Annotated in this window: 20 protein-coding genes; 10 read left to right on the top strand and 10 right to left on the bottom strand. The window is 54.5% G+C overall.

What is annotated here, in order from left to right; genetic code table 11:
* Positions 1-383: 383 nt before the first annotated feature.
* The gene (locus SH573x_RS29040) at positions 384-1,268 is read right to left on the bottom strand and encodes an MqnA/MqnD/SBP family protein (protein ID WP_479351574.1); all 885 of its coding nucleotides are present in this window, start codon (positions 1,266-1,268) and stop codon (positions 384-386) included.
* 99 nt (positions 1,269-1,367) lie between these two features.
* Here SH573x_RS29040 and SH573x_RS29045 point away from each other — a divergent pair, with 99 nt between their 5' ends.
* The 3 genes from SH573x_RS29045 to SH573x_RS29055 all read left to right on the top strand — a co-directional run bounded on the left by SH573x_RS29045 (position 1,368) and on the right by SH573x_RS29055 (position 4,121).
* The gene (locus SH573x_RS29045; protein WP_479351576.1) at positions 1,368-1,955 is read left to right on the top strand and encodes a DJ-1/PfpI family protein; all 588 of its coding nucleotides are present in this window, start codon (positions 1,368-1,370) and stop codon (positions 1,953-1,955) included.
* 122 nt (positions 1,956-2,077) lie between these two features.
* Positions 2,078-3,268, top strand: a complete 1,191-nt coding sequence (locus SH573x_RS29050; protein ID WP_479351578.1) for a phosphoglycerate kinase — start codon at positions 2,078-2,080, stop codon at positions 3,266-3,268.
* A 244-nt stretch (positions 3,269-3,512) separates the two neighbouring features.
* On the top strand, positions 3,513-4,121 hold the full coding sequence (locus SH573x_RS29055) for a 5-formyltetrahydrofolate cyclo-ligase (RefSeq protein WP_479351579.1): 609 nt from the start codon (positions 3,513-3,515) through the stop codon (positions 4,119-4,121).
* Between the two features lie 148 nt (positions 4,122-4,269).
* Here SH573x_RS29055 and SH573x_RS29060 read toward each other — a convergent pair whose 3' ends face one another.
* Positions 4,270-4,587, bottom strand: coding sequence for a MazG nucleotide pyrophosphohydrolase domain-containing protein (locus tag SH573x_RS29060; protein WP_479351581.1), 318 nt, complete (start codon positions 4,585-4,587; stop codon positions 4,270-4,272).
* A 108-nt stretch (positions 4,588-4,695) separates the two neighbouring features.
* The gene (locus tag SH573x_RS29065) at positions 4,696-5,748 is read right to left on the bottom strand and encodes a prenyltransferase/squalene oxidase repeat-containing protein (protein ID WP_479351583.1); all 1,053 of its coding nucleotides are present in this window, start codon (positions 5,746-5,748) and stop codon (positions 4,696-4,698) included.
* Between the two features lie 97 nt (positions 5,749-5,845).
* On the opposite strand from SH573x_RS29065, the gene SH573x_RS29070 reads away from it, so the two are divergent.
* Positions 5,846-6,730 (top strand): alpha/beta hydrolase, encoded by an 885-nt coding sequence (locus SH573x_RS29070; RefSeq protein WP_479351585.1) that lies wholly within the window; start codon positions 5,846-5,848, stop codon positions 6,728-6,730.
* A gap of 306 nt (positions 6,731-7,036) precedes the next feature.
* On the opposite strand, the gene SH573x_RS29075 is transcribed toward SH573x_RS29070, so the two are convergent.
* The 4 genes from SH573x_RS29075 to SH573x_RS29090 all read right to left on the bottom strand — a co-directional run bounded on the left by SH573x_RS29075 (position 7,037) and on the right by SH573x_RS29090 (position 11,481).
* The gene (locus SH573x_RS29075) at positions 7,037-8,260 is read right to left on the bottom strand and encodes a M16 family metallopeptidase (RefSeq protein ID WP_479351587.1); all 1,224 of its coding nucleotides are present in this window, start codon (positions 8,258-8,260) and stop codon (positions 7,037-7,039) included.
* Entirely contained in the window at positions 8,241-9,491 is a 1,251-nt protein-coding gene (locus tag SH573x_RS29080) for a M16 family metallopeptidase (RefSeq protein ID WP_479351589.1), read from the bottom strand. The genes SH573x_RS29075 and SH573x_RS29080 overlap by 20 nt, the downstream gene beginning before the upstream one ends.
* A complete protein-coding gene (locus SH573x_RS29085; RefSeq protein WP_479351591.1) occupies positions 9,488-9,808 on the bottom strand; it encodes an FmdB family zinc ribbon protein in 321 nt (106 codons plus the stop codon). The genes SH573x_RS29080 and SH573x_RS29085 overlap by 4 nt, the downstream gene beginning before the upstream one ends.
* A 452-nt stretch (positions 9,809-10,260) precedes the next feature.
* A complete protein-coding gene (locus SH573x_RS29090) occupies positions 10,261-11,481 on the bottom strand; it encodes a tetratricopeptide repeat protein (RefSeq protein ID WP_479351593.1) in 1,221 nt (406 codons plus the stop codon).
* A 344-nt stretch (positions 11,482-11,825) separates the two neighbouring features.
* Between SH573x_RS29090 and SH573x_RS29095 the strand changes: the two genes are divergently transcribed.
* A complete protein-coding gene (locus tag SH573x_RS29095; RefSeq protein WP_479351594.1) occupies positions 11,826-13,643 on the top strand; it encodes a polymorphic toxin-type HINT domain-containing protein in 1,818 nt (605 codons plus the stop codon).
* Between the two features lie 552 nt (positions 13,644-14,195).
* On the opposite strand, the gene SH573x_RS29100 is transcribed toward SH573x_RS29095, so the two are convergent.
* The gene (locus SH573x_RS29100; RefSeq protein ID WP_479351596.1) at positions 14,196-15,317 is read right to left on the bottom strand and encodes a peptidase M42; all 1,122 of its coding nucleotides are present in this window, start codon (positions 15,315-15,317) and stop codon (positions 14,196-14,198) included.
* A gap of 396 nt (positions 15,318-15,713) precedes the next feature.
* On the opposite strand from SH573x_RS29100, the gene SH573x_RS29105 reads away from it, so the two are divergent.
* Positions 15,714-16,715 (top strand): DUF1559 family PulG-like putative transporter, encoded by a 1,002-nt coding sequence (locus SH573x_RS29105; RefSeq protein WP_479351597.1) that lies wholly within the window; start codon positions 15,714-15,716, stop codon positions 16,713-16,715.
* 90 nt (positions 16,716-16,805) lie between these two features.
* Positions 16,806-17,237: a hypothetical protein gene (locus SH573x_RS29110; RefSeq protein WP_479351598.1), complete on the top strand. Its 432-nt coding sequence runs from the start codon at positions 16,806-16,808 to the stop codon at positions 17,235-17,237.
* 227 nt (positions 17,238-17,464) lie between these two features.
* On the opposite strand, the gene SH573x_RS29115 is transcribed toward SH573x_RS29110, so the two are convergent.
* Entirely contained in the window at positions 17,465-17,851 is a 387-nt protein-coding gene (locus SH573x_RS29115) for a YybH family protein (RefSeq protein ID WP_479351600.1), read from the bottom strand.
* Between the two features lie 113 nt (positions 17,852-17,964).
* Here SH573x_RS29115 and SH573x_RS29120 point away from each other — a divergent pair, with 113 nt between their 5' ends.
* The gene (locus SH573x_RS29120; RefSeq protein ID WP_479351602.1) at positions 17,965-19,062 is read left to right on the top strand and encodes a hypothetical protein; all 1,098 of its coding nucleotides are present in this window, start codon (positions 17,965-17,967) and stop codon (positions 19,060-19,062) included.
* A gap of 392 nt (positions 19,063-19,454) precedes the next feature.
* Here the strand turns inward: SH573x_RS29120 and SH573x_RS29125 are convergent, their stop codons facing one another.
* The gene (locus SH573x_RS29125; protein WP_479351604.1) at positions 19,455-20,729 is read right to left on the bottom strand and encodes a dienelactone hydrolase family protein; all 1,275 of its coding nucleotides are present in this window, start codon (positions 20,727-20,729) and stop codon (positions 19,455-19,457) included.
* A gap of 210 nt (positions 20,730-20,939) precedes the next feature.
* On the opposite strand from SH573x_RS29125, the gene SH573x_RS29130 reads away from it, so the two are divergent.
* Both SH573x_RS29130 and SH573x_RS29135 read left to right on the top strand, forming a co-directional pair.
* Complete coding sequence (locus SH573x_RS29130; RefSeq protein WP_479351606.1) at positions 20,940-22,844, top strand: alpha-galactosidase; 1,905 nt, start codon at positions 20,940-20,942, stop codon at positions 22,842-22,844.
* Positions 22,845-22,857: 13 nt separating this feature from the next.
* On the top strand, positions 22,858-23,856 hold the full coding sequence (locus SH573x_RS29135; RefSeq protein WP_479351607.1) for an NAD(P)H-quinone oxidoreductase: 999 nt from the start codon (positions 22,858-22,860) through the stop codon (positions 23,854-23,856).
* The last annotated feature ends 83 nt before the right edge of the window (positions 23,857-23,939 follow it).

Below are 23,939 nucleotides of genomic sequence, written 5' to 3' on the forward strand. Positions count from 1 at the left end.
AGACTTTGTCCGTACCTCAAAGCGGTGTTGGGCTCAGGAGAACCTTCGCCCTCCCGGACACTCGGTCGGTAGAGGAATGAGTTAGAGGGTGCTGAGCAGCTGGGGACAGCTGCTCTACGACTTTTCCCCCGAGACTTTGTCCGTACCTCAAAGCGGTGTTGGCTCAGGAGGACCTTCGCCCTCCCGGTCACTCGGTCGGCAGGGGAATTCGTTAGAGGGTGCTGAGCAGCTGGGGACAGCTGCTCTACGACTTTTCCCCCGAGACTATGTCCGTGCTTCATGACGGTGTTGGCTCAGGAGGACCTTCGCCCCCTTCGCCCTCCCGGTCACTCGGTCGGTAGAGGAATGAGTTAGAGGGTGCTGAGCAGCTGGGGACAGCTGCTCTACGATTGCACAACTGAGTCCATGAATTCGGCGACGACGTGTTGTTTCAGGATACCGGCTTTGTAGCCGCGGGTGAGCAGTTCATTCACAGCGGCTCGACCGCGGTCACCAAAGTCGAGCGTCCAATTGTTGACATACATGCCTACAAACTCATCGGCCTTGTCGCGCGCCAAACCTCGACCGTAACCGAGTGCATAATCCAGGGCAGCACTGCGATGCTCCAGCCCATACTTGATGCTCTCGTACAGCAAGCGATTGATGTCGGTCATAGCTGGCTCGCCCAAGTCCTTGCGAATACCATTAGCACCCAGTGGCAGTGGATAACCCGTCTCACGCTTCCACCATACGCCCATGTCTTCGATCAAGTGCAAGCCTTGCTCTTGATAAGTCAGCTGTCCCTCGTGAATCACCAGGCCAGCATCTACGGGTTGCCCGTTGTATTGACCCGCTTGAGTAATCTCGAGCATCTCATTAAACGGCACCACCACATGCTTGCAAGGACCGCCCAGCCACAACTGCAGCGACAAGAAAGCCGTGGTCAACGTGCCGGGCACAGCAATCGTAGCGGTCTGCAAAAACTCGCGGGTCAGCGGCTGACGGGCGACAACCATCGGTCCATAATCATCGCCAAAGCTCGCGCCGCACGAGCAGATCTTGTAGCGATCCGCCAGATAAGCATAAGCATGCAAGCTGAGCGCGGTCAGTTCCAGTTCACCGGAAAAGGCTCGACGGTTCAGCGTCTCGATATCTACCAGTTCATGGGTAAAATGATAACGCCCCGTATCCAGACAATCGCGGCTGAGAGCGTAGAACATGAAAGCATCGTCAGCGTCCGGGCTATGGCCCACGCGGACAGGTAGAGTGGCTGCAGCTGCGGCGGTCATGATGGTCCTGCACTTTGATTCGGACTGGAATTTGTTGGGCGAACTCCAGAATGTAACCGCAAATCGTTCATACACACAACCCACGAAAGAGCTTAAACCATGGCCGCAAAACGCATTCTGTTCCTGGTCGGCGACTTTGTCGAAGACTACGAAATCATGGTCCCGTTTCAAATGTTGTTGATGGTCGGCCACCACTGCGACGCGGTTTGCCCCGGCAAAACGGCGGGCGATTTTGTGGCCACTGCCATTCACGACTTCGAAGGCCACCAGACTTACAGCGAAAAACCGGGCCATCGTTTTCGCATCTCAGCCGATTTTGCCTCGGTAGACCCAGCCACCTACGATGCCCTGGTTATCCCTGGCGGCCGTGCCCCCGAGTACCTGCGACTGGACGAAAAAGTTCTCGACCTCGTCCGTCGCTTTTCCAAAGCCGACAAACCAATTGCGGCCATCTGCCATGGTCCACAAATCCTGGCGGCCGCCGGAGTGATTTCAGCCAAGGCCTGCAGCGCCTATCCTGCCGTTAGCCCCGAAGTAAGGCTGGCAGGCGGCACCTACGTCGAGCCCAGTAGTGGATTTGATTCGGCGCATACCGATGGCAACCTGGTCACCGCTCCTGCCTGGCCAGCTCATCCAGCTTGGATGCGGCAGTTCTTGCAGGTCTTAGGATCAACGATCAAACCGTGATTTCGAATTCAAAATATAAGATCTGACAATGGAGATCTGCGATTTGAAATCTGCTCAAAAGCGGCATAATTAGCTCATCGCACCCCACCAGCCACTCAACCAACAACAGAGATCCAAACCCAATGGCCAAAAAATCCATCGCCGACATCGATCCCAATGGCAAGACCGTGCTGATGCGAGTCGACTTCAATGTCCCGCAAGATGATAGCGGTGCGATTACCGATGATCGTCGCATTCGCATGGCGCTGCCTTCAATCGAATCGGTCATCAATCGCGGTGGCAAATTGATTCTGATGAGCCACTTGGGACGTCCCAAAGGTAAGGGGCCCGAACCCAAGTACACGCTGAAACCCGCTGCAGAGCGGTTGGCTGAACTGCTGGGCAAGCCGGTGGCCTTTGCATCCGATACCGTGGGCGATGATGCACATGCCAAAGTAGACGCTCTGCAAAGCGGCGGCATTGTGGTGCTGGAAAACGTCCGATTCAACGCCGGCGAACAAGAACCCGCAGCCGATCCCGCTTACGCGCAAAAGCTGGCCGCGATGGCTGACATCTACTGCAACGATGCTTTTGGAACTTGCCATCGCAGCGATGCATCCATGGTGGCTGTGCCGCAAGCCATGGGCAGCAAACCCAAAGTCTCTGGATACCTGGTGGCCAAAGAGATTCAGTATCTGAGTGAAACGATTCAGAATCCCAAACGTCCCTTTGTGGCTATCTTGGGAGGTGCCAAAGTCAGCGACAAGATCAACGTCATCAACAACTTGCTAGGCATCTGTGACAGCGTCTTGATTGGCGGAGCGATGGCTTACACTTTCTCGCTAGCCCAAGGCGGAAAAGTTGGCAACAGCCGCGTGGAACCGGATAAAGTTGAATTGGCCAAGGAACTGTTGGCCAAAGGTGGTAACAAACTGATCCTGCCCACCGACACCCACTGCGGCGATGCTTTTTCTTCCGATTGCAACAAGCAAATCGTCAAGGCTGGCCAAATTCCCGATGGTTGGGAGGGCTACGATATCGGCCCCGAAACCGCCAAGAGCTACGCACAGTTACTGCGCGGGGCGGCCACGGTCGTGTGGAACGGTCCGATGGGCGTATTTGAGAAGCCACCATTCGACGCCGGCACCAAAGCCGTGGCTCAAGCCATCGCAGAAAGTGATGCGACAAGTATCATAGGTGGTGGCGACAGCGCAGCAGCCATCGAACAATTAGGCTTTGCCGATCAAGTCACACACGTGAGCACCGGTGGCGGCGCCAGCCTCTCCATGCTCGAAGGCGAGAAGTTCGCTGCCGTCGAATTACTTGATGAATAAAGTATTTGAAACGTTGTCGGTTCAGGGGTCGATTGCTGCTTACACTTACACTTTGGTAACGAGCCCCCTCCCGGAGCCTAGCTAAACGCTGGCTCCGACCTCCCCCAGCTTCGCCGGGGGAGGTGACTTACACCTTACACCTTACACCTTACACCTTACACCTTACACCTTACTCCTTACTCCTTACTCCTTACTCCTTACTCCTTACTCCTTACTCCTTACTCCTTACTCCTCGAGATCCTTGATGGAACCTTCGACTGACGATCTAGCGACTCGCAAACAGGCTATTCGCGAAGCAGCTCATGCCAATCGCAAAGCTCAACCCGACAAAGACGCCGTCAGCACGACCATCGTCGACAGCTTTATGCAATTGGCCGAATTCGCGGCAGCCAAGACGGTTATGTTCTATGTCGACGTGCGTGATGAAGTCCGCACGCGGCAAGCGTTGCCGGTTGCCATCCAGGGCGACAAACGCATTGTGATTCCATTCTGCGTCGATGGTGAACTGGAACTCTTCCATCTGGAATCGATGGATGAACTGAGCATTGGGATGTACAAAATCCTCGAGCCACGCGTTGAACTGCGCGATGTGGCCAGTAAACGATTGCAGCCTGAAGACCTCGACTTGATCATGGTCCCAGGTGTAGCTTTCGACAAGCAAGGCGGACGGACCGGTCACGGCAAAGGATACTACGACAAACTACTGCAACACGCTCGACCCGATTGCCCTCTGGTTGCCTTGGCCTTCGAATGCCAAATGTTCCCCGAGATTCCTATGCAAGACCACGACATCTTCATGGATAAAGTCGTGACCGAGTCAGCCGTCTATCCCGGCAAAGGACGCGGAGCGTAGGCCTCCGCTGACCTCGTGTCTCCACTAACCTCGTGCCTCCACGCGAGGTCGGGCCGCATCGTCGTTGGGTCGGAAGAAAATGTGGTTAGAGGGTGCGCCTAGCCTGCGGCAACGGGTTAAACGATCAATGGTCCGCGATGTGTAGGGGCTAAGGTTTTTCGCTCATGTCGCATGTGCATACCAGGTGAGCGCAGCCGGGGCAGCCCGCGCCGTATTTGCGCTGGAGGGCGGCAGCCAGGTCGACGCCAGCTACATTGGCGATGGTGGTTAGCCAGGCGATCACGTCGGCAAACTCCAGTGATTGCTCTTCTAATGAACCACTGCGCAAGGCCGTAGCTAGTTCGCCAACTTCTTCCATCAGCCACATGAACGTGCCATCGATACCCCGCTCGACGTCTTTGTCAAAATACATTTGACGAATCAAATTCTGGAAGTCGCGTATCGATACATCGTTGGACTCGGACATCGCGTTCTCTGCTAAATGCCTCACGTAGCCGAGTCTCTCCGAGACTCGAAATCGGCGTCTCGGAGAGACGCCGCTACGTGAGAGGGGCTACTGGTAAAGTCAAATTTCTTAGCGTTGATAGATCGGCAACAGACCATGATCGAGCTGCAGCATGATGAGGTTGCAGGCAGTGATATAGACTTCGCTGATTTGACCTTTCCACGAGCCATCACTCTCTTGCTCGGAGACAATGCGCTCGTAGAGACGATCGCGGAAGGGTAACCATTCTTGATCGCCTTGACGGTACACAACCTGGCTGTAATACAGATACGTGTAGTGCCAATGACCGAAGGCAGCCCCATCATCGTTGAGAGTATGCAGTGTCTCACGCGTGTACTTGAGCATTTGCGGCACATGTTTGCTGTCGTAGTCCCCAGCATTAAATAGAGCGGCTAGTGCAGCGGCAGTAATGGCCGGTCGCGAAGTGCCCATTTGCTTGCTGGAGTAACTGATGCCGCCATCTTCGTTCTTGCAATCGTAGATGTACTTGATCGCGTGTTCGATAATTTCAGCGGGCACAGCCACGCCCGCATTGCGACAACCACGCAAGCCTTGCACTTGAGTAATGGTCGTCGAGCCTTCATCGTAGTTGGCTCCGTCGCGAGCGCTTACATATCCCCAACCGCCCGAGGGCGTTTGCGCGTTGGCACAAAACTCGACGGCTCGTTTCAGCACATCCAGAATTTCGGTTCTCCGATCGCTGTCGCCTTCTTCTCCTAGCACTTGACTCAAGAAGAGCATCGAGAAGCCGTGTCCGTAGGTATAGCGAATGTCCGCCGCCGGTTCGCCGATCAGTCCATTGCCGCGGCTCTTGCTGATCAAATAGTCGGTACACCGTGCAATCTGTTTGGCATAAGGCCCTTGGGTGGCGGTCGAACCTGAGCAGAGCAGGGCGGTGCCGGCCAAGGCGCCCAAAGCGACCGGATACGGCGGCGTGTTCCACTGACCGCGCGAAGACTGTGTGCGCGCCAAATAGTCCAGCCCGGAGCGAATCGACTGTTGCCAGCGCTGTGGCACTTTTTTGGCCGTTTGAAAAGCTTCAGCTGATGGCAAGTTGCAGGTCGTTGCCAACGCAGTCGACAAGGCCAACTGACGCAAACAATCTCGGCGGCTAAGCTGCATGATTCCCACTCCTTATTCCACATTCGCTGGGCACGTGCATGTATCATAGCAAAAAATGGTACTTCTCACTGGACGCAACCCAGCACGGACCCCACCGATGAAAACACTTCTGGCAGCCACACTGATTCTCACGTTTGCTAGCACCTCCCTTTACGCTCAAGATGCGGCTAAGGCGTCGGAGGTCGTAAAGATCTGGCCAAGTGGTCGCGCTCCGGGCGACACCAAACAATTGGGGCCCGAAGGTCCGCTAGAGCCGGCGATGGTGGCTGGCAAACCTATTATTCGCTTAGGTAATGTCAGCGAACCCGAAGTACACTTCTATCCGGCATCGGCAGACAAAGCTACCGGTGCTTGCGTCGTTATATGTCCAGGCGGTGGTCACACCATTCTGGCTTGGGATCTGGAGGGTACCGAAGTCGCAGAGTGGCTGAACACTCAGGGCGTCAGCGCAGCGGTGCTGAAGTACCGCGTGCCTGCGCGCACGGAATCGCCACGATACACGGCTGCCGTGCAGGACGCGCAGCGAGCACTATCGCTGGTGCGCAAAATGGCCGACCAGTGGAAGATCGATCCGAACAAGCTTGGCATCCTCGGTTTCTCTGCGGGTGGAGAAACCGCGGCGCTAGCCACGTTGTTACCCCAACGTTTGTATGAGCGCGTGGATGACACGGATGACATCGCCTGGAAACCGAATTTCACGGTGCTGATCTATCCGGCTTATTTAGTCAACAAAGAAGGCACATCGCTATTGGACTATGTGAAGGTCGATGACAAGACGCCGCCCATGTTCTTGGTGCATGCCGCCAATGATCCGGTCGTGCCTGAAAGCAGCGTCCTGTTGTGGTTGGAGCTAAAACGCAAGAAGGTACCTGCTGAGTTGCACGTCTTTTCCGCAGGCGGTCACGGCTACGGCCTGCGCGCCACCGACATGCCTGTTACCAGCTGGCCCGACTTGTGCGCTCGTTGGTTGAAGAAGTTGTAGTAGAGCAGCTGTCCTCAGCTGCTCAGAACCCTCTAACCCATGCGTCTTCAAACCAATGGTCCGCATTGGGGAGGGCGAATGCTCCTGCTGAGCCGAACACCGCTCTGAAGAACGGACATAGGTCCGGGGGAAGGTGGTGTTGGAGTGTAGAGCAGCTGTCCTCAGCTGCTCAGCACCCTCTAACCCCCTGCGTCTTCAAACCAATGGTCCGCATTTCCGGTGATGCAAACAACGCGCTCTAGGTCGGTCGAGAATTGGTTGGAGGGTGCTGAGCGGCTGGGGACAGCCGCTCTACGTTCAGAGAGACTACGAATCGACGTGGACTACTTGTACCGTAACCGGAGTTTGAGCGAGAGTTTGCTGGGCCAGTTCACGCAGTTCGTCAGTGGTGACTGCGGCGTAACGGCCCAGGACAGCGTCCAGCGGATCGTAGCGACGTCGGGCTAACCAGCTTTGCCCGAGAGCAAAGAGGCGGTTGCTGGGTCGTTCGTCGGAGAGAATCAAACTGGCCATGATCTTATTGCGGGCCAGATCGAGTTCGCGCTGCGAGACGCCTTCGTCGATCACTTGCTGAAATACCCGCTGGATCGTGTCGATGTTTTCTTCGGTATCTTCCGGAGCACAACATAAGTAGCCGACGATACAGCCGCACTCTTGAAAGAACTGTGGCCAGAGGGCAGCGGTTTCTGCCAGGCCGGTATCGATCAGTTCCCAAAACAGCCGACTGCCCGACTCGTCGGCAATCACGCTTGATAACAGTCGTAGTGCATAACGGGATGGGTCATTGCAGCCCACGCCTGGCCAGATCTTGACGGTGTATTGTTGATGAGAGGCTTCGCGCTCGATGATCGCTTCGGACACGCCAAACTTGGGCAGATGTGTTTGACGCGGCGCCGCGCGACCTTTCCATGAACTGACTAGACCTTCCGTCTGTTCAACCATTCGCGCGAAGTCGACTTTACCGCTAGCTACCAGCACCATGTTGTCGAGCGTATAACGCTGCTTGTGATACTGAAGCATTTGGTCGATAGTCATTTCCCCTACGGTCTCAACGGTACCGAGCACGCGTCGACTCAAGGAGTGGTCGCCAAAAAACAACTCCATCGCCCGTTCCATCGCGCCATAGGGAGGCTGATCGTCGTACATGGCGATCTCTTCCAGTACCACTTGGCGCTCTGTCTGAAAATCGTCTTCACGTAAGCGTGGACGCATGATATCGGTTAATAGATCAACCGCTTGGTCTTGGCATTCGGGTAGGACGCAGGCATGAAAGACCGTCGACTCTTCAGAAGTAAAGGCGTTGGACTGGGCACCCAGATGATCAAGTTCAGCATTGACCTGTTCAGCTGTCCGGCGCTTGGTGCCTTTGAAGACCATATGTTCGAGAAAGTGACTGACACCGGCTAGCTCAGGCGATTCATCACGAGCACCGGTGTTGACGAACCAACCGATCGAAGTGGTGAACGCGGATGGATCGCACATGGCGATGATTTCGGGACCACCCAAAGATTTATGCGTCAGCAATTCCACCAGGCAACTCCAGCGGTTGGGAACCTACGGTGACCAAAGCAAAATTCTTTGGTCGATTATCATTGAAGTGTTCTAACAAGGATTGGCACGAGAGCGAATCGATCTCGCGCAATACTTCTTCGCGAGTGGGCACGCGGCCCAGATGAAACCAATCGACAGCGATCTGATGGCTGCGAGCGGCTGAGCTCTCTTGTTCCATCACCAAGGCGCTCTTGATGCGAAACTTCAAACGCACGAGTTCATCTTCAGTGACCCCACCGCCCAGCGACTGAATAGTCTCCAGCAGCACGTGCAGTGTCTCTTCGGCGCGATTGGTGGTGGTGCCTGCATAGCAGAGCACACTGCCTTTGCCCGCTAGTGAAAAGCAAGTGGCAAATACCGAGTAGACCAGTCCGCGCTTCTCTCGGACTTCCGTGAACAGGCGACTGCTCATACCGTCGCTCAGGATGCCAACCAGCGCCCGCGTCTTGTAGTAATCATCGCTTTCGTAGGGCATGCAATCGTAGGCCAGGGCCAGGTGCGTTTGATTGGAGGCGTGATCGGAATGACGCTGACCACTGATTGGTTTCAAGTCGGGCAGCGTGGCTGTGGCCGGTCCGTTCCAATCGCCCAAACAGCTTTCGACCACTCTGATGACTTCGGGCCAATCGAAGTTGCCAGCGACAGCCAAGATGCTCTCGGCCGCATGCATGTTCGCACTACAGAAGTTGCGAACATCATCGATAGTGATCGCTTCGATCCCTTCGACCGAACCTTGCGCGGTGCGACCGAAGGGTTGTGGAAAGCGAAAGCGTTTTAGTTCATTGAAGCAGCGGTGCGAAGGCTCGTCTTCAAGCGCACGTAAGTCTTGAAACGCCAACTGGCGCGCATCTTCCAATTGATCTGCGGGCAAATGTGGATGGCGGACCATGTGGCTGTACAGCTCGATGGTCTTGGCCAAGCCGCTGCTGGGCACGGCGCAGCTGAAGGCCGAATGGTGGGTGGTGATAGAACTACTGCGTTCTGAGCCGATGAAGTCGAGCTCTTCCAGGAACTGGCGACTGTCATAGGGTCCACAGCCACGCTGACTCATTTCGCAAGCCAACGAGGCCAGGCCGCACAACTGGGGAGGCTCGTAGCATGTGCCGGCGGGCACCAGAAAGGTGAAGGCCGCCGAGCGCAGCCAGGGCATGTGCTCACCCAGCAGCACCAGACCATTGGACAAGCGGTGAGTGAGCAACTGTTGTTTCATTCCGACTTCTTTGACTTCTTTTCGCTCGGCGGACTGGCGGGTTTGGATTCGGACTTGCTCTCCGATTTGCTTTCGGACTTGCCGGAATCGCCGCTGGATGGTTTTTCAGCAGCAGCTGCTTTTTTGTAGGAATCGCTGCGGTAATCAGTTTGATAGAAGCCGGAACCTTTGAAAACCACTGCCGCGCCGGTGCCCAAGAGCCGACGCAGTTTCTTCTTTTTACATTCTGGGCATTTCGTCAACACAGGGTCATTGATCCCCTGATAGTGCTCGAACTTGTGGCCACACGCATCGCACTGGTAGTCATAAGTTGGCATCGACACCACTTCCCAATTTAACAAGAACGACCTTCTATAGTTCAGTACCGCCTGACGGTAACGACTACGATAACTGAAAGGCTTGAGTTTGGGGAGTGCGTGTTTTGAACGGCACGAAGTAGAAAGACACCGCGGCTGGCGAATACTCCTACTCCTGCTCGATTGGGCACTCGTACAGCGTTTCGAGTAGGAGTAGGAGAACTGACGTACTGCCGAGTTGGTTAGAGGGTGCGCCTCGCCTGGCGGCTACGGGTTAAACGAGTACGCTGGCCGCTCAGTCGTTTAACCCGTAGCCGAAGGCTAGGCAAACGAAGAAGTTGACTTCGCGTGGCACGTGACATTCTTGAGCAAACGGATACTCAGGTGAACGCAGAGTTGGTTAGAGGGTTCACCTCGCCTGGCGGCTACGGGTTAAACGATGGGCGGCAAGTCTGGCCGCTGAGGGGATTGGTCTATTTGAATTTCCAGACTACTTTTTGATCGGCTTCGATTCGCTCGGCGGTGTTTTGGCAGAGCAGTTTTTGGGAACCGATGGCTAGGGATTGAGCTTTCTTGCAGGCCTCGAGAGCCTGATCTTTCTGGCCGCTGGCGGCGTAGGCCAAGGCCAAGGCGATTTGGCAACTCCACTGCTCACCGCCCGAAAGTCCATCAGCAATCTTGGCGTGGTTGAGGGCCTCTTGTTGGTCTTTGATGGTCAAGGTGCGACTGGCGGTCATGACAAAAGACAAGGCACGGCGCGCCACGATCTCTTCGTGCTTGCCCTTGAGTAGTAGCTGCCATTCAGTCTCAGCATTCTCGAAGTCCCCATCAATCGAAAATGTTTGAGCTCGCAAGAGTCGCACACGCGGATTGTTTTTGGCTTGGGCACTGATCTGCTTCAGGGCCCGCAAGGCCTCCTCGCGATGGCCGGCATGCATGTGAACGCGAGCCCGAAACGCTTCCGTCACCGGCTGCCATTCCGGGAACGATTCATCCGCCGGATCGATGGCGGCCACTTCAGCCAAGGCTTCATCGATCAAGTCCAACTGAGTTAGCATGGAGGCGCGCGCTAGTCGCACAGCTGGGTTATCGTCATCCGAGTTGCTCAGCTCGCGCAGCGCAGCTTGCAGTTCCAACTCGCTACGAACGCCTGTTAGATCCGCGATCGTCAAGTACTGTTCGGTCAACTTCTGATTTTCAGTCAGCCAGGCTTGGTATTCTTCTTCAACCTTAGCTAGCTCAGAGACGGTGTTGAAGCGTCGTTCAAGCACAATTCGTCCTGCAGAATCGAGCTCGCGCATTTGATGCTGCAGAAATTCGGTTCGCATCGAGGCTTCCATCAAGGCCGCATTCGTAGCGCGGTCTCGCGTCATATTATTGTTGGCGCGTCGGTTGAGTTCGTCCCTGATTGCTTGCCGTTTCAACCACTCCTCATACATCACAAAACTTTGTAGTTGACGCGTGTTGCGGAGCTTGCCGAACTCTTCTTGTGTATCGTCAAGCCGCTGGATGCACGCGGCGTACCGGTCCTTTAGTTTCTGCCTCGCATCGGCATGGACCTGCGAAGCTTTGTTTAATTCGGCGATCGAGTGGGCGTAGTTGCAACACTGCTCGAATTCTGATCCAGTGACGCTGCGCATCGAAGCGAGCAAGCAAGCAAAGAACAGCGATGTTGTTAAGGAGAAACAACGCATGGCCAGGTTCCTCGAGTGTCGCCTTTCGCTCCACGAAAGGTAAATTTCACCAGCACTTTCGCAAAGCGAAAGACGACCATAACTGCCCGCACGATGCCAAGCCGTATTTGGAACAAGATGAGCGATGCGGGAAACTAAGTGTAGCAGAATATCTAAACAAACAGAACTTGTCGCGTTGAAAAATCCCTTGACATTGGTCTGCGATTGCGCTTCTAATACAAGGGCTACACACACCATTCCGCCTCCGCTGTTCTAGTCGGCAAAATTTGAGCACTCGTTTGAATTGCAGCCTTAGCTGCCAATTCCTATTTGAGTGCGCTTAAGCTCTTTAGGAGTGGACCACTATGCGAGTATCCGTTGGTCGATTGCTTACCGCTGCAATCGTGAATGCTAGCCTCATGATGGCTAGCGCATCTGGTAACGACTCACCCAATGCAACTCTGCGCCAGCTCCAAGCCAAAGAAGCTCTGGGGCAACCGGTCGACCGAACGACCCATAGCAATTTGCAATCCCCGCAGGATCACTGGGCGGTAGGTAAAGTGAAGCTTGGAAAGCAATGGAAAGACCTAAAGGAGTTGAGCACCGAGTCGACGGACCTCAGCAAATACCACCAGCAACGCGACAGCGCCACCGCGGATATCGACTCTCAATTGGCCCTGGCCAGCTGGTGTGACCGCCATGGCCTGCGCGATCAAGCCCTCTCTCATTACTACGCCGTACTGAATGTCGATCCCAATAACCAAACAGCGCGACAACGACTAGAACATCGTTGGCAAAATGACCGCTGGTTTACCAAGCGCGAGCTACAAGCCGCCAAGACTGAATCGCAACAGATCGCCCGGCAGCTAGAAAGCTGGACCCCACGCATCAAAGATATTCTTCAGAAGCTCAAGTCCAACAATACGCAGCAGAAGCTGGCAGCCCTAAAAGCATTGGAAGGTATCGACCAGGAAGATGCCATTCCTGCGATGGAGTTAGCCGTCAAGACAGTGGATCGCCAATTGGCTTTACCGCTAGTCAAGAAGATAGGCGATTTCCGAACCACCGAAGCCTGCAGGGCTCTTCTGAGTTTTGCCATTGGAGAACCGACTTCACCGATAACTCAGACCGCGATCGAGCAACTGAAAGGCTTTCCAGAAGCGCTAGTAGTTCCAGAATTACTCAGTGCGCTGAGCATGCCCATCGAAGTCAGCGCTAACATCGTCGGCTTACCCAATGGTCGCCTGGTCATGACGACTTTGGTATCACGCGAATTGAAGGACCAAAAGCAAGTCGTCCGCTCGGAAAATCAATACCGAATCATTTCGTCCTTTGTGGCCAGCGCAATTCCAAACCCTCGTTCTACGAACACTACACTCGCGAACTCGGTAGTGTCGACTCCATTTATTGCCACACAGTACGTACCCACAGAAATTTTCAACTCAGCTAAAAAGAACCTCAACGACCAAGCCGACCAGCTTAAGCGTGAAGCAGAAGCTGAAAACCAGCGCATCGCCCGAGATACTGCCCGAGTGTATGCAGTCCTGAGAGGCGTAACTGGCCAGGAACTTGAAGATTCGCCGCGCTCTTGGTGGGACTGGTGGGGACATCGCAACGAAAAGTATGTGAGCGCAAAGGCTAAGCCAGTTGCACAGCGCAGTTACTATGAGGAACAAGGCCTGGGCACAGACACACAAGCCTATCGACAAATGCCACTGGTAATAAGGGCTCATGAATGCCTGGTGGCCGGCACAACTGTGCAAACTCAAACTGGTTTGCGACCGGTGGATGAAATCCAAGTTGGCGACCTGGTCGTATCGCAAGATGTTGAATCTGGCGAATTAACGCTTAAGCCAGTCATTCGCACCACGCGTGGCGAGGGCCGTATCATGGCGATCGTTACCGAACACGAAACGATCAAAGCCACGCCCAGCCACTTCTGGTGGGTCGCCGGCCACGGCTGGAAACGCTCGTGCGAGCTAGTCGAAGGCATGCACCTGCATACCGCCACTGGCACCGTGGCAGTCAAAGGCACTCGGGAAGATGAAACTCAGCCGACCTTCAACTTGGTGGTCGACGAGTATCACACCTACTTCGTTGGTCCCGATCGCATCCTCAGCTACGACGTCATGCCTCTAAAGGGCTCGCTGCGCGTGGTACCGGGATACGACCCGATTAACTAGACGAGTACGCAGACCGCTAAATCGTTTAACCCGTAGCCGAAGGCTAGGCAAACGAAGAAGTTGACCCCACGCGGTAGGTGATCTCCTTGAGCAAGCAGATACTCAGGTAAACGCAGGCATGGGTTAGAGGGTTCACCTCGCCTTGGCGGCTACGGGTTAAACGAGATGCTCAGGTAAACGCAGGCATGGGTTAGAGGGTTCACCTCGCCTGGCGGCTACGGGTTAAACGAGATACTCAGGTAAACGCAGGCATGGGTTAGAGGGTTCACCTCGCCTGGCGGCTACGGGTTAAACGAGATGCTCAGGTAAACGCAGGCATGGGTTAGAGGGTTCGCCTCGCCTGGCGGCTACGGGTTAAACGAGATACTCAGGTAAACGCAGGCATGGGTTAGAGGGTTCGCCTCGCCTGGCGGCTACGGGTTAAACGAGATGCTCAGGTAAACGCAGGCATGGGTTAGAGGGTTCACCTCGCCTGGCGGCTACGGGTTAAACGAGATACTCAGGTAAACGCAGGCATGGGTTAGAGGGTTCGCCTCGCCTGGCGGCTACGGGTTAAACGAGTGAACCGCTGATGAAACTCTTGAGTACGGCGATCGCTGCGGAGATCGATGATAAGCTGGCTTGCTCGTCGGCGGTGTGATAACCGGTTGTCGGTATTTGCAGAGTGGTGCCATTGATGCGACCGTCAGTGGCAGCGACCAGGCGACCCAGTTCCGTTCGCCCTAGCGACAGTGGCTTGGCTCGACCGATGTTTTGATTTTCGACGTACTCGTCTTTAAAACTGATCACAACTCCCAAGTCCCGGCAACGCTGCGCCAGCTCGGTGGTTAACGCAGGTGCAAACTGACCATTGGCATCTTTCCGTCGCAGTACCAGCTGCTGATCATCGGCAGCTTGTCGCGTCGGAAACGGGCTGGTATCCAGTACCAATAGACGCTGAGTCGACATGCGTTGACGCTGGAACCAATCTAACGCATAGCGCCAACTGCGACCGGCTTCTTCCTGAGCAGTGAAGATCGCGGTGCCTTGGAATCCGCAATGGAACAGATGAATCAATAGCGCGACGCTGAGCACGTTATCGAGCTGAGCGGCAATGTGATGATCGGTAATCCGTAAACGATCCAGGTAGGACACCGGCGTTCCCGGTGGCAGGAAAGCCAAGCCGTCTAGCTCGAAGATCAGATTGTGACGTGAAGGACAAATGTACGAGTTGATGATCGTGCCTTGCCCCAAGTAGGTCCCGGCATACGGCAAGTGAGCCTGCACGCGCTGACCTCGAAACCGATGCTGAATTGAGTCGAGCATCTGTTCGGAGACCGATTCTCCGGTCTGCTCGCTGCGGTTACCGGCAATGAAGGCAGCGTATTGAAACTCATTAGGACCGGTGCACAGCAGTCCGTGCCGATCGATATGAGCGGATAACATCAACTGATCGGGACGACTACCTTGCGCTACCAACGCTCCTTGAAAGTAGTGGACGTTCAATCCCAGCTCTTCCAATTCGCGACGAATGACTCGGAAAAATGAGTCTTCTGTGCCCACAACCGAGGGTTCGCGTACCAGTTGTTGAAGGACGCTTAAAAATCTGAACATCTCAGCGTTGGAAACCCAGCGATTACTGGCTTGTGCTATTTGTTCAGCAACCCCTGAGTCGGATTCGGCATCGATGCTCAAAGTTTAAGCACTTCTTTATCCTGAGGTGATCAGAACAAGCTAAAGCGGATGCCAAAGTTATATCGCAAGGATCGTACCATTGCTCTGTGTCGTCACCCCAATTTCAGACTACTTCCCCGTGGCTGACTGAGATCGTCCTGCTTTTAAGTTGTGCAATTGCATGGCGTTAAGGGTTCTGGGTGGCACTGGCCTTTGTACTTCGATAGTTGATAGCTGGACGATCTCTGGCTTATACGGGGAGAGCAGTTACCAGCAACGCCACTGTAGCGGCAATTAAGAGACCATGGGAAAAAAATGCCCCCATATGGCTGACAAAATAGTAGGCAAGCGGCGGCGAACGCCTACAATGGGAGCACCCTCAGCTGGTTTTATATTCTTGTACTTGAGGAGTTCTTTATGAAGTCGAAGGGTTTTACTCTAGTGGAACTGCTGGTGGTCATTGCGATCATCGGCATTTTGGTTGGCCTATTGTTGCCGGCTGTGCAAGCTGCTCGTGAAGCAGCTCGGCGCATGCAATGCTCGAACAATCTCAAGCAAATCGGCTTGGCCTTGCACAACTATGAATCGGCTCACAAGGTGCTGCCGCCTGGGCACATCCGTGGCGCACCGGCACCGGCAGCTACGGCCGCTACCACCGCCACGCCTCATACGCTGATCCTGCCATTTGTGGAAGCGAGTACTGGTCACGCCTTGTTCGATTTCCGTTTTCCGATGACGCACGCGAACAACTTCGCTGCCACGATTTTGAAGTTTCCGTTTTATCAATGCCCCTCGGAACCATCCGGTGGTTATGTAACTTGGCCTTCGGGTTCAGCCACTCAGGCTGGCAAGACCAACTATGTCCAGAACATGGGTTTGTCGTCGACTTACTTCGATACCACCAGCACCGCAGTCTTTTTCGCTGGTCGAGGCATCAAGCTGGCTGAAGTCACCGATGGTCTATCCAACACAGCGTTCTTCTCTGAGATCAAGCGTGGCTGGGGCGCCGGCACGACAAGCGGTACAGGGATCGCCATTGGTACGCCGGAAGATTATGCCGCAGCAGTGTACCTGACACCCAGTGCTTTAGGTTTCATTAATAATCCTTACAATCCTGCCCAGTGCAATATTACTTCGACGACGCAATCGCGATTTCGCGGTCGCGGCAATCAGTATTATCGCGGGCTGACCATTTACACGTTCTACAACCATACGCTGACACCGAACTCGATGTTCCGTGATTGTGTGACTGCGGTTAACTTTGCAGAAGGTCACATGGCCGCCCGAAGTTATCACGTTGGTGGTGCCCAACTAGTGTTGGGTGATGGTTCCGTTCGCTTTGTCAGTGACGGCATTGATGCAATCACCTGGCAAGGAGTTGGTACTCGGGCCGGTGGCGAAGTCGTTGGTGACTGGTAAGCCAACTGCTACTAGTTGATTCGTTGGACTGGCCCTGTGCATCATTGCGCAGGGTCAGTCCATTTCGTTTATTGCTAGGCTGGAGACGTTATGCGAACACTTGCGTTACTTATACTCGTATTGCCTTTGGCGGTAGGTTGCGGCCCGAAGATCATTCCCATTGAAACTGGACCGGTGACCGGCAAAGCGACTTACAACGGCAAACCACTCAAAGACTATCGCGTGTTTTTCTTCTGCGAGAAAGCCGAAGCCCAGGAACCATCAACCGGTTTGGTTCAGGCGGATGGATCATTTACGTTGGGTGTCCGCAAACCTGATGATGGGGCCATTGTTGGTAGTAACCAAATTTGGCTAACCTATGATCCTAAACTGCCTGATGAGATTCCGGGTTTGGAGACCGGAGCGCCACCACCCAAGCCCACGGTGGTATTGCCTGATAAATTTAAGTCTGCGCAAACTTCAGGCTTAACCGTTGAGGTGCCATCAGCCGGTTTAAAGGACTATCAGTTGGAACTGAAGTAGTCACCTCTCCATGCGCAGCATGGGGAGGTCGAATCGAGCGCTAGCAAGATTTCGGGAGGGGCGAGACATGAACGCATGTTATGAGCGCATGAGTCTAACCTAGCCCATTGCCCCCTCCCGCAGACTTCGGCTGAACGCCTCGTCTGCGACCTCCCCCAGCTTCGCCGGGGAAGGTGACCGTCACCTCTCCATGCGCAGCATGTAAGCGAAGTACGCGTCGACTTGGCTTACTTCAGTAAATTCGCATCGCGAGCCAGTTGCCATACGCCATCGGTCTTTCTGAACAGCGTCAGTGTGTTCCCCGAACGAATCATGGGCTCGGAGTTTGGACGCCGAATGGTCAACGTCAGTTTGGTCATACCAAATGCCCAGTCACCAAGCACTTGCAGTTCGACGACTTCGCTTTGTCCCTCTAGCTGCACGTTTGCATTTTTTTGGTTGAGCGAGGCTTGGGCAAAAGCGGCTTTGCCAAACGGTTCATGCCCTGCAACTAAGAAGACCGCATCGTCAGCTATCAGACTCAAAACCTTGTCGGTGTCCTGCCTCTGGGTAGCTTGCAGCCAGTCGGACATCAGTTGCCGTATCTGCTGCTGATCGTCATCTGCAAGAGTCATTGCATCCTCTTTATCCAAAGGTATTCTCGCAAAATTTCGGTGGTGTGAGACATTTTGGAGAACTCTACGCATTGGTTCTATGGGGAATCTTAACTGCCTGCGGAGGAGTATTCATGCCAAACGCACTCTACACCCAATCTGAATTCAAGTTTGCTCAGTTTTACCTCAACAATGGTCCGGTTGAACCGGGGGTAAGTGGGCAACGCCCCATCATGATCGACGCCTATCAGGTGAATGCGGATCAGATATCGATCATTAATCTCTGGGACTTTATGAAGTTCAAGTGTCAGGTCTACAAGCCCGCCTTGGTGATCTTCTCCCATGGCATGGTTACTCAGTCTGCCAAGTCGACAGGCTTGTCGTTAGTAGTCGACAACAAGAAGAACAAGGAGCTAACCAAATCCGTCGTAGACGTGCTGCTGAACGAAAACCACTTGCCCGCGGCGCAGCGTCGAGCCAAATTGGGGCTGAACGAAACGGATATGAAAATGATCGACGATTTCCTGGTCGAAATCCAAGTCTGTTCGATCTCGCACCTGGCCTTTCGAGCATGCAACATTGGTAACGATCCCGACTACATGTTGAAGATTGCCAAACTGTTTAATGCCAAGTACGTCTCGGCGCCCATACAACGTGACTTCTTTACCAAAGCCGATTTCTATCGCATCAGTTCGGCTGACATGGACAAACTGACTGCGGTTGGTGCCAAGCTACAGAGTTACGAAGCCAAAGCGGCCCAGATTGCTCAAGCCAAAGGTAAGAAGAAAGCCCGGATAGTCGAGAGCGGACTGACCGTGCATGGATCGGGCGCACACCGGGTCGCCATCTACATCCAGAAGAAGACTCACTCGCAGTTCAACTTGCTGGCCTTTGCGACCTCAGCCCAAGCGGTTACGGACTTCTATCGAGATCGATTCGATTTTATGAAGCCCGTGCGTTTCACCGACAGCGACTTCTTCGGCGATATCTCCATGGCACAGCAACCTTCGGGTATGATCGGCCGAACCATGGGGCTGTTCGGTCTGTCGCGTGGTCCAAACGATACGATCAAGTTCCCAAAGGACCCAACCTACACGCAGTTGATTAAGGTTGTCAAAAATGAGTCCTATATCGGCGACTTGCCCATGTACATGCCACCCTTTGATGAGTCGGATATTATCGAACTCAATCTGCGGCAGCGACTGGCTCGACGACTAAAGCGGGCGCTGTAACATGCGCAGCATTTGTAGCCGAAGTCGCCAGACTTTGGACGCGTTCCCGATCGACGTCCAATCTCTGGCGAGATCGGCTACATGCTCGCACCTCTTGGAGGCCGCTAACCGGTTTTTGACTTTCGGGAATGAACCACCGTTGGTTGCTCACAAACTTTGATTGCCTTGGTCTATGCAACCGAAAGACCGAATATCAAACGCTTGCAGCGAAACAATTTGTGTGGTGCATTCTGCTGCAAACACTTCCACTTCGGTAACGAGCCCTTTCCCGGAGCCTAGCTTAACGCTGGCTCCGACCTCCCCCAAGCAAAGCTTGGGAGAGGTGACATAAAGCCCTCCGTACAACTGCCTTAAAAGCTGGACGATCTCCAAAGTCGTGGGGGAGGTGACGATTAGCTCTTCAACCATTTATCGAACCAGGCAAAGGCTTCTGTCTGCATATCGACATCGAATTTGTGGGGGCCGGGATAAAACGTGCAGCGATAGTTCTCAGGTGCACCGGCTTTGTCAAAGACGGCCTTGAGGTTCTCGTTGGCTCGCTGCATTTCGGGCATGGTGAACAGCGAGTCTTGGATGTTGTTCTGCACCAGCGTTGGCTTGGGTACCCGCAAGCCCAAGACTTCCGGATAATCTAAGTCGCGAGGCAACAGCGGAATATAAATCATCCAGGTATGCGTGTGGCACTTGTGGAGCAAGTAATCGCGCCAGGTGGACATCATGCCCACGCAACAAGCGCAGCGAATACGCTCATCCATGCCACCTAAATAGACAGTGCGTAAACCTCCACCAGACAAGCCCGCACAGCCAACTCGACTGGCATCGACATCATCGCGCGCACATAGATAGTCGAGCGCACGTTGATCTTCGTAAGTGAAGACTCCGGGCCAGGTCGTGCCGGCACACAGCAGACTCTTGGCCATCAGATGCTCATGCTCTGCAGCAAAAGCATTATACGTTTGGATCGATGACTCCGAATCGTCATCGACTGGCGTCACACGTTTGCGCGCTGGCTCAGCGACGTCTTCCATCTTGACCCGCCGACTGGCAAACGGAAAGGTGTCGTGCACCAAGACGACGTAGCCGCGTCGCGCCAGTTCATTGGCCCAAGCCCGACCACCGTAGTAGTGATCTTGATGTTTGACCATCACGGGATGTTGAGATGAGCCAATGCGAGTGATCTTCTCATGCCCGAAGTACTTGTTGCCGCCGTGATCGTGCAATCCCAGAACCGCGGGCAATTTTCCTTTGGCTCCGGCTGGCTTGAGCAACACCGCTTGCGTGCGTGCTCCGTAAGGCAATTGCCAACTGACGCGACTTACTTCAACACCATCAACAGCCGGTTCGGTCACAACCTGGATATCAGCCATCGGCTCAGGGGCTGGCTGTTGCAGGCACTCTAACAGTCGCGCATGCGCTTCGGTGCGCCAAGCCTCCAGGTCGGTGAATCGCGCGTTCAACAGCGATAGCCTGGCGGGCTTGTCGCCAACTATCTTTGCGGCCCAAGGGCCATAACCACCGATCATGTTCGGCTCGGGCGCCTCGCTAACAGGCTCGGGCGCCTGTGAGGCTGCGAGACTCTGCTGCAGAACGGTCATGCCAGCCCAAGCTGCCGCGCCACTCACAGCTGCTTGCTTAACAAAACTTCGTCGTTCAATTTCATCGTTCATGATCTCACCTTGGCGGCTAGGGTCTTGGGTTACGATATCATAATTCGCAGCACCCGCGTGGTAGCGGAATGCGCCAAGCATTTCGTGATGTGCGTGGTAGCGGAATGCGTCAAGCATTTCGTGATGTTTGTCGCATTCCAGGGTACACGAAAGCCTTGACGGCTTCCGCTACGGAGTTGGCGCACACGAAAGTGGGTTATGATGTAGTCCATGATGAACCACACGATCCTCCTGAGCCTACTATCGACTTTCTTCGCTTTCACCGCTGCCGCGAGTGAGATTGTATTGGATCGACAGTTTCGTATCCAGCAAATCAAGGACATGCCCAGCGAGCCCGCCGCGGGTCGTTGGCAGACGGATGTCCAGCAGTATGAGCCATTCGATGCATTTCAATGGCGCACTAGTCTGCACGCTGACAATGCCGCCACCCAACCGCTGATCGAAGATTTTCAGTCAGCCGATTTTACACTCTGCTTGCCAGCCGCTTCGCAAGTGACAGTGCACTGGAGCAAGGGCAGCCATGCTGACGAGTCGGACTTTCAGCCGCAAACTGAATCACTCGTTGACCGCAAACTGTCATTGGAGTCGTTTGGCGGACGCAGTTCCGACGGCGCGATGCCCATGTTCAATATAGCCACCAGTGTATCGCCCACAGAGCAGGGCGGACTGGTGGTGGCCATCGGTTGGTCCGGCGATTGGCGGGCGGATATAGAGCAACTTGATCCAACCCACATTCGCATTCGCGCCGGTCTCAAGCGCACCCGTTTCCGCTTGCAGCCTAACGAAGTTGTCCAACTGCCTTCGATCATGGTGATGAGTTACCAAGGCAAGCCGATCGCTGGACAAAACAAGTTGCGTCGATTGCTGCTAGCGCACTTTACTCCACAGAATCACCCGCCAATGAGCCTCATGCCGGTGGCCGCCAGCGTTCACGGTATGTTGGCCTTCAACGACACCACCGAGCAGAACTTGACGGCGCTGGCCCATGAAATCGCTAAAACTAAATTGCCCTTGGATACGTTTTGGTTGGATGCAGGCTGGAACGAAGCTGGCTTTCCGACGGGACAAGGCAATCACCAACCTGATGCTAAACGTTTTCCCAACGGCCTGAAACCCGTGGGTTCAGCGGCGCTCGCTCAAAACCTGCGATTCTTGATGTGGTTTGAACCCGAACGAGCCATGCGCGGCACCTGGCTAGATCGGCACCATCCCGATTGGCTCTTGAGTCCCAGCGGCACACCGCCAGAGCTACGGTACATGGAGAACGATGGTTTCCGTTTGCTCGACTTGGCTAACCCGCAAGCGCGGCAGTGGGCCGTCGATACTGTGTCGCACGAAATTGAGCAGGCGCAGGTAGCCATCTATCGACAAGACTTCAACGAGTATCCCGCTTACTTCTGGCACACCTCTGAACCTGACGATCAAGTTGGCCTTCGCGAGATTCGCTACATCAATGGACTGTACAGCTTCCTCGATCAACTGCGTGAGCGTCATCAGGCGCTGATCATCGACAACTGTGCTAGTGGCGGACGCCGGCTGGATATTGAGATGATGGCTCGTAGCGTCTGTTTGTGGCGCAGTGATAGCTGTTGGGATTCTAAGAGTTATCCGCGCAATGTGCAGGCGATGACTCACGGATTATCGCAGTGGCTGCCGCTCCACGGTTTAGGATCAGTGGCCACCGATTCTGTTTCGCTGCGCAGCGGCATGGGTGCGTGCGCATCGTTTGCAATTAACTATCGAGAGCCAACTGCCGTATTGGGACTCAAGCAACATTTGGAACATTATTTGCCCGTTCGGCATCTCTACGCTGCGGACTATTACCCGCTGACCGCATGGAGCACCGACCCTACTCAGTGGCTAGCCATGCAGTTCCACGATGCACGCGCAGGTGAAGGAATAGTGCAAGCTTTCCACGGCTCAAGTACGACCACATCTGACGTAGTGCTGAGATTAGAGGGTCTCGAGCCTCAAGCGAACTATTCGTTGAATGATTGGGACGCACCGCGCCAGCCCATCACAGCCACTGGGCGAGAACTGGCTAGCGAGGGAATCACCATCACTTCCATCGCCAACACCAACGAAGCTCGCGTGTGGCACTACCAGAAACAATAACCATTGGTGAGTCATGTCGGTTCCAAGTGAAATGGTCGAGATTGCCATCTCTAAATTCGGCGAGCCAGACGTATTGATACCGCGAACCGTGACCACGCCAACTCCTCGGGAGGGCGAAGTGTTGGTTCGCGTGATGGCTGCGGGAATCAATCGACCCGATGTGCTACAACGTTTGGGTAAATATCCATTGCCTCCGGGCGCCAATCCCACTCCCGGACTCGAGATCGCCGGTGAGGTTGCCAGCCTGGGTGCTAACGCAATCGGATTCGCGGTGGGCGACCGGATTTGTGCTTTGACCAATGGCGGAGGTTACGCACAATACTGCTGCGTCCCTGCAACTCAAGCACTTCCCTGGCCGCAGGGCTACGATGCGATCCAAGCAGCAGCCATACCCGAAACCTATTTCACTGTCTGGGCCAATCTATTTCAGATTGGACGTGTTGGAGAAGACGATACAGTACTTGTTCATGGCGGAACGAGCGGCATAGGTTTGACGGCCATTCAATTGGCCAGGCCCTTCGGTTACAAGGTCATCGCGACGGCCGGTAGCCCGGAGAAATGCGCTGCGCTAAAAAGTCTGGGCGCCGTTGCGATCAACTATCGTCAGCAAGATTTCGCGGCGGCCATTGGTGAAGTGACGCATGGTCGAGGAGTTGACATCGTTCTCGATATTATCGGAGCCGCGTACTTCGATAAGAACATCGAGTGCTTGGCGCAGGACGGCCGATTGCTGCTCATTGGATTCTTGGGCGGAGCTGTAGCCCAAGATGTGAATTTGGCCAAAATCATGTCGAAACGAATCATCGTTACGGGTTCAGCCATGCGCCCGCGAACCTTGAAAGAAAAAGCCGACCTCGCGCGAGCGCTACGGAACGAAGTTTGGCCGCACTTGGGGCAGGGGCGCATCGAACCTGTGATTCATGCCACTTTCTCACTCGTCGAAGCCTCGAAAGCTCATCAATTAATGGAATCGAGCCAGCATATTGGCAAAATCGTCTTAACCGTGGCCTGAAAATTGTCGTCCGAAGTTCGGCGCGTCCCCGATGATCGCTTGCATTACCGAACACACGAGTGCGGACAAATCGGAAGTTTCGC

It is taken from the genome of Rania fehmarnensis, from assembly GCF_056494185.1.

Excerpts from the sequence above, each read along its gene's own strand:
- SH573x_RS29105 (WP_479351597.1), top strand. The coding sequence starts at position 15,714 with ATGAAGTCGAAGGGTTTTACTCTAGTGGAACTGCTGGTGGTCATTGCG.
- SH573x_RS29135 (WP_479351607.1), top strand. The coding sequence starts at position 22,858 with ATGTCGGTTCCAAGTGAAATGGTCGAGATTGCCATCTCTAAATTCGGC.
- SH573x_RS29060 (WP_479351581.1), bottom strand. The coding sequence starts at position 4,587 with ATGTCCGAGTCCAACGATGTATCGATACGCGACTTCCAGAATTTGATT.
- SH573x_RS29045 (WP_479351576.1), top strand. The coding sequence starts at position 1,368 with ATGGCCGCAAAACGCATTCTGTTCCTGGTCGGCGACTTTGTCGAAGAC.
- SH573x_RS29125 (WP_479351604.1), bottom strand. The coding sequence starts at position 20,729 with ATGAACGATGAAATTGAACGACGAAGTTTTGTTAAGCAAGCAGCTGTG.
- SH573x_RS29110 (WP_479351598.1), top strand. The coding sequence starts at position 16,806 with ATGCGAACACTTGCGTTACTTATACTCGTATTGCCTTTGGCGGTAGGT.
- SH573x_RS29080 (WP_479351589.1), bottom strand. The coding sequence starts at position 9,491 with ATGAAACAACAGTTGCTCACTCACCGCTTGTCCAATGGTCTGGTGCTG.
- SH573x_RS29040 (WP_479351574.1), bottom strand. The coding sequence starts at position 1,268 with ATGACCGCCGCAGCTGCAGCCACTCTACCTGTCCGCGTGGGCCATAGC.
- SH573x_RS29115 (WP_479351600.1), bottom strand. The coding sequence starts at position 17,851 with ATGACTCTTGCAGATGACGATCAGCAGCAGATACGGCAACTGATGTCC.
- SH573x_RS29085 (WP_479351591.1), bottom strand. The coding sequence starts at position 9,808 with ATGCCAACTTATGACTACCAGTGCGATGCGTGTGGCCACAAGTTCGAG.
- SH573x_RS29065 (WP_479351583.1), bottom strand. The coding sequence starts at position 5,748 with ATGCAGCTTAGCCGCCGAGATTGTTTGCGTCAGTTGGCCTTGTCGACT.
- SH573x_RS29095 (WP_479351594.1), top strand. The coding sequence starts at position 11,826 with ATGCGAGTATCCGTTGGTCGATTGCTTACCGCTGCAATCGTGAATGCT.
- SH573x_RS29070 (WP_479351585.1), top strand. The coding sequence starts at position 5,846 with ATGAAAACACTTCTGGCAGCCACACTGATTCTCACGTTTGCTAGCACC.
- SH573x_RS29120 (WP_479351602.1), top strand. The coding sequence starts at position 17,965 with ATGCCAAACGCACTCTACACCCAATCTGAATTCAAGTTTGCTCAGTTT.
- SH573x_RS29130 (WP_479351606.1), top strand. The coding sequence starts at position 20,940 with ATGATGAACCACACGATCCTCCTGAGCCTACTATCGACTTTCTTCGCT.
- SH573x_RS29055 (WP_479351579.1), top strand. The coding sequence starts at position 3,513 with ATGGAACCTTCGACTGACGATCTAGCGACTCGCAAACAGGCTATTCGC.
- SH573x_RS29050 (WP_479351578.1), top strand. The coding sequence starts at position 2,078 with ATGGCCAAAAAATCCATCGCCGACATCGATCCCAATGGCAAGACCGTG.
- SH573x_RS29090 (WP_479351593.1), bottom strand. The coding sequence starts at position 11,481 with ATGCGTTGTTTCTCCTTAACAACATCGCTGTTCTTTGCTTGCTTGCTC.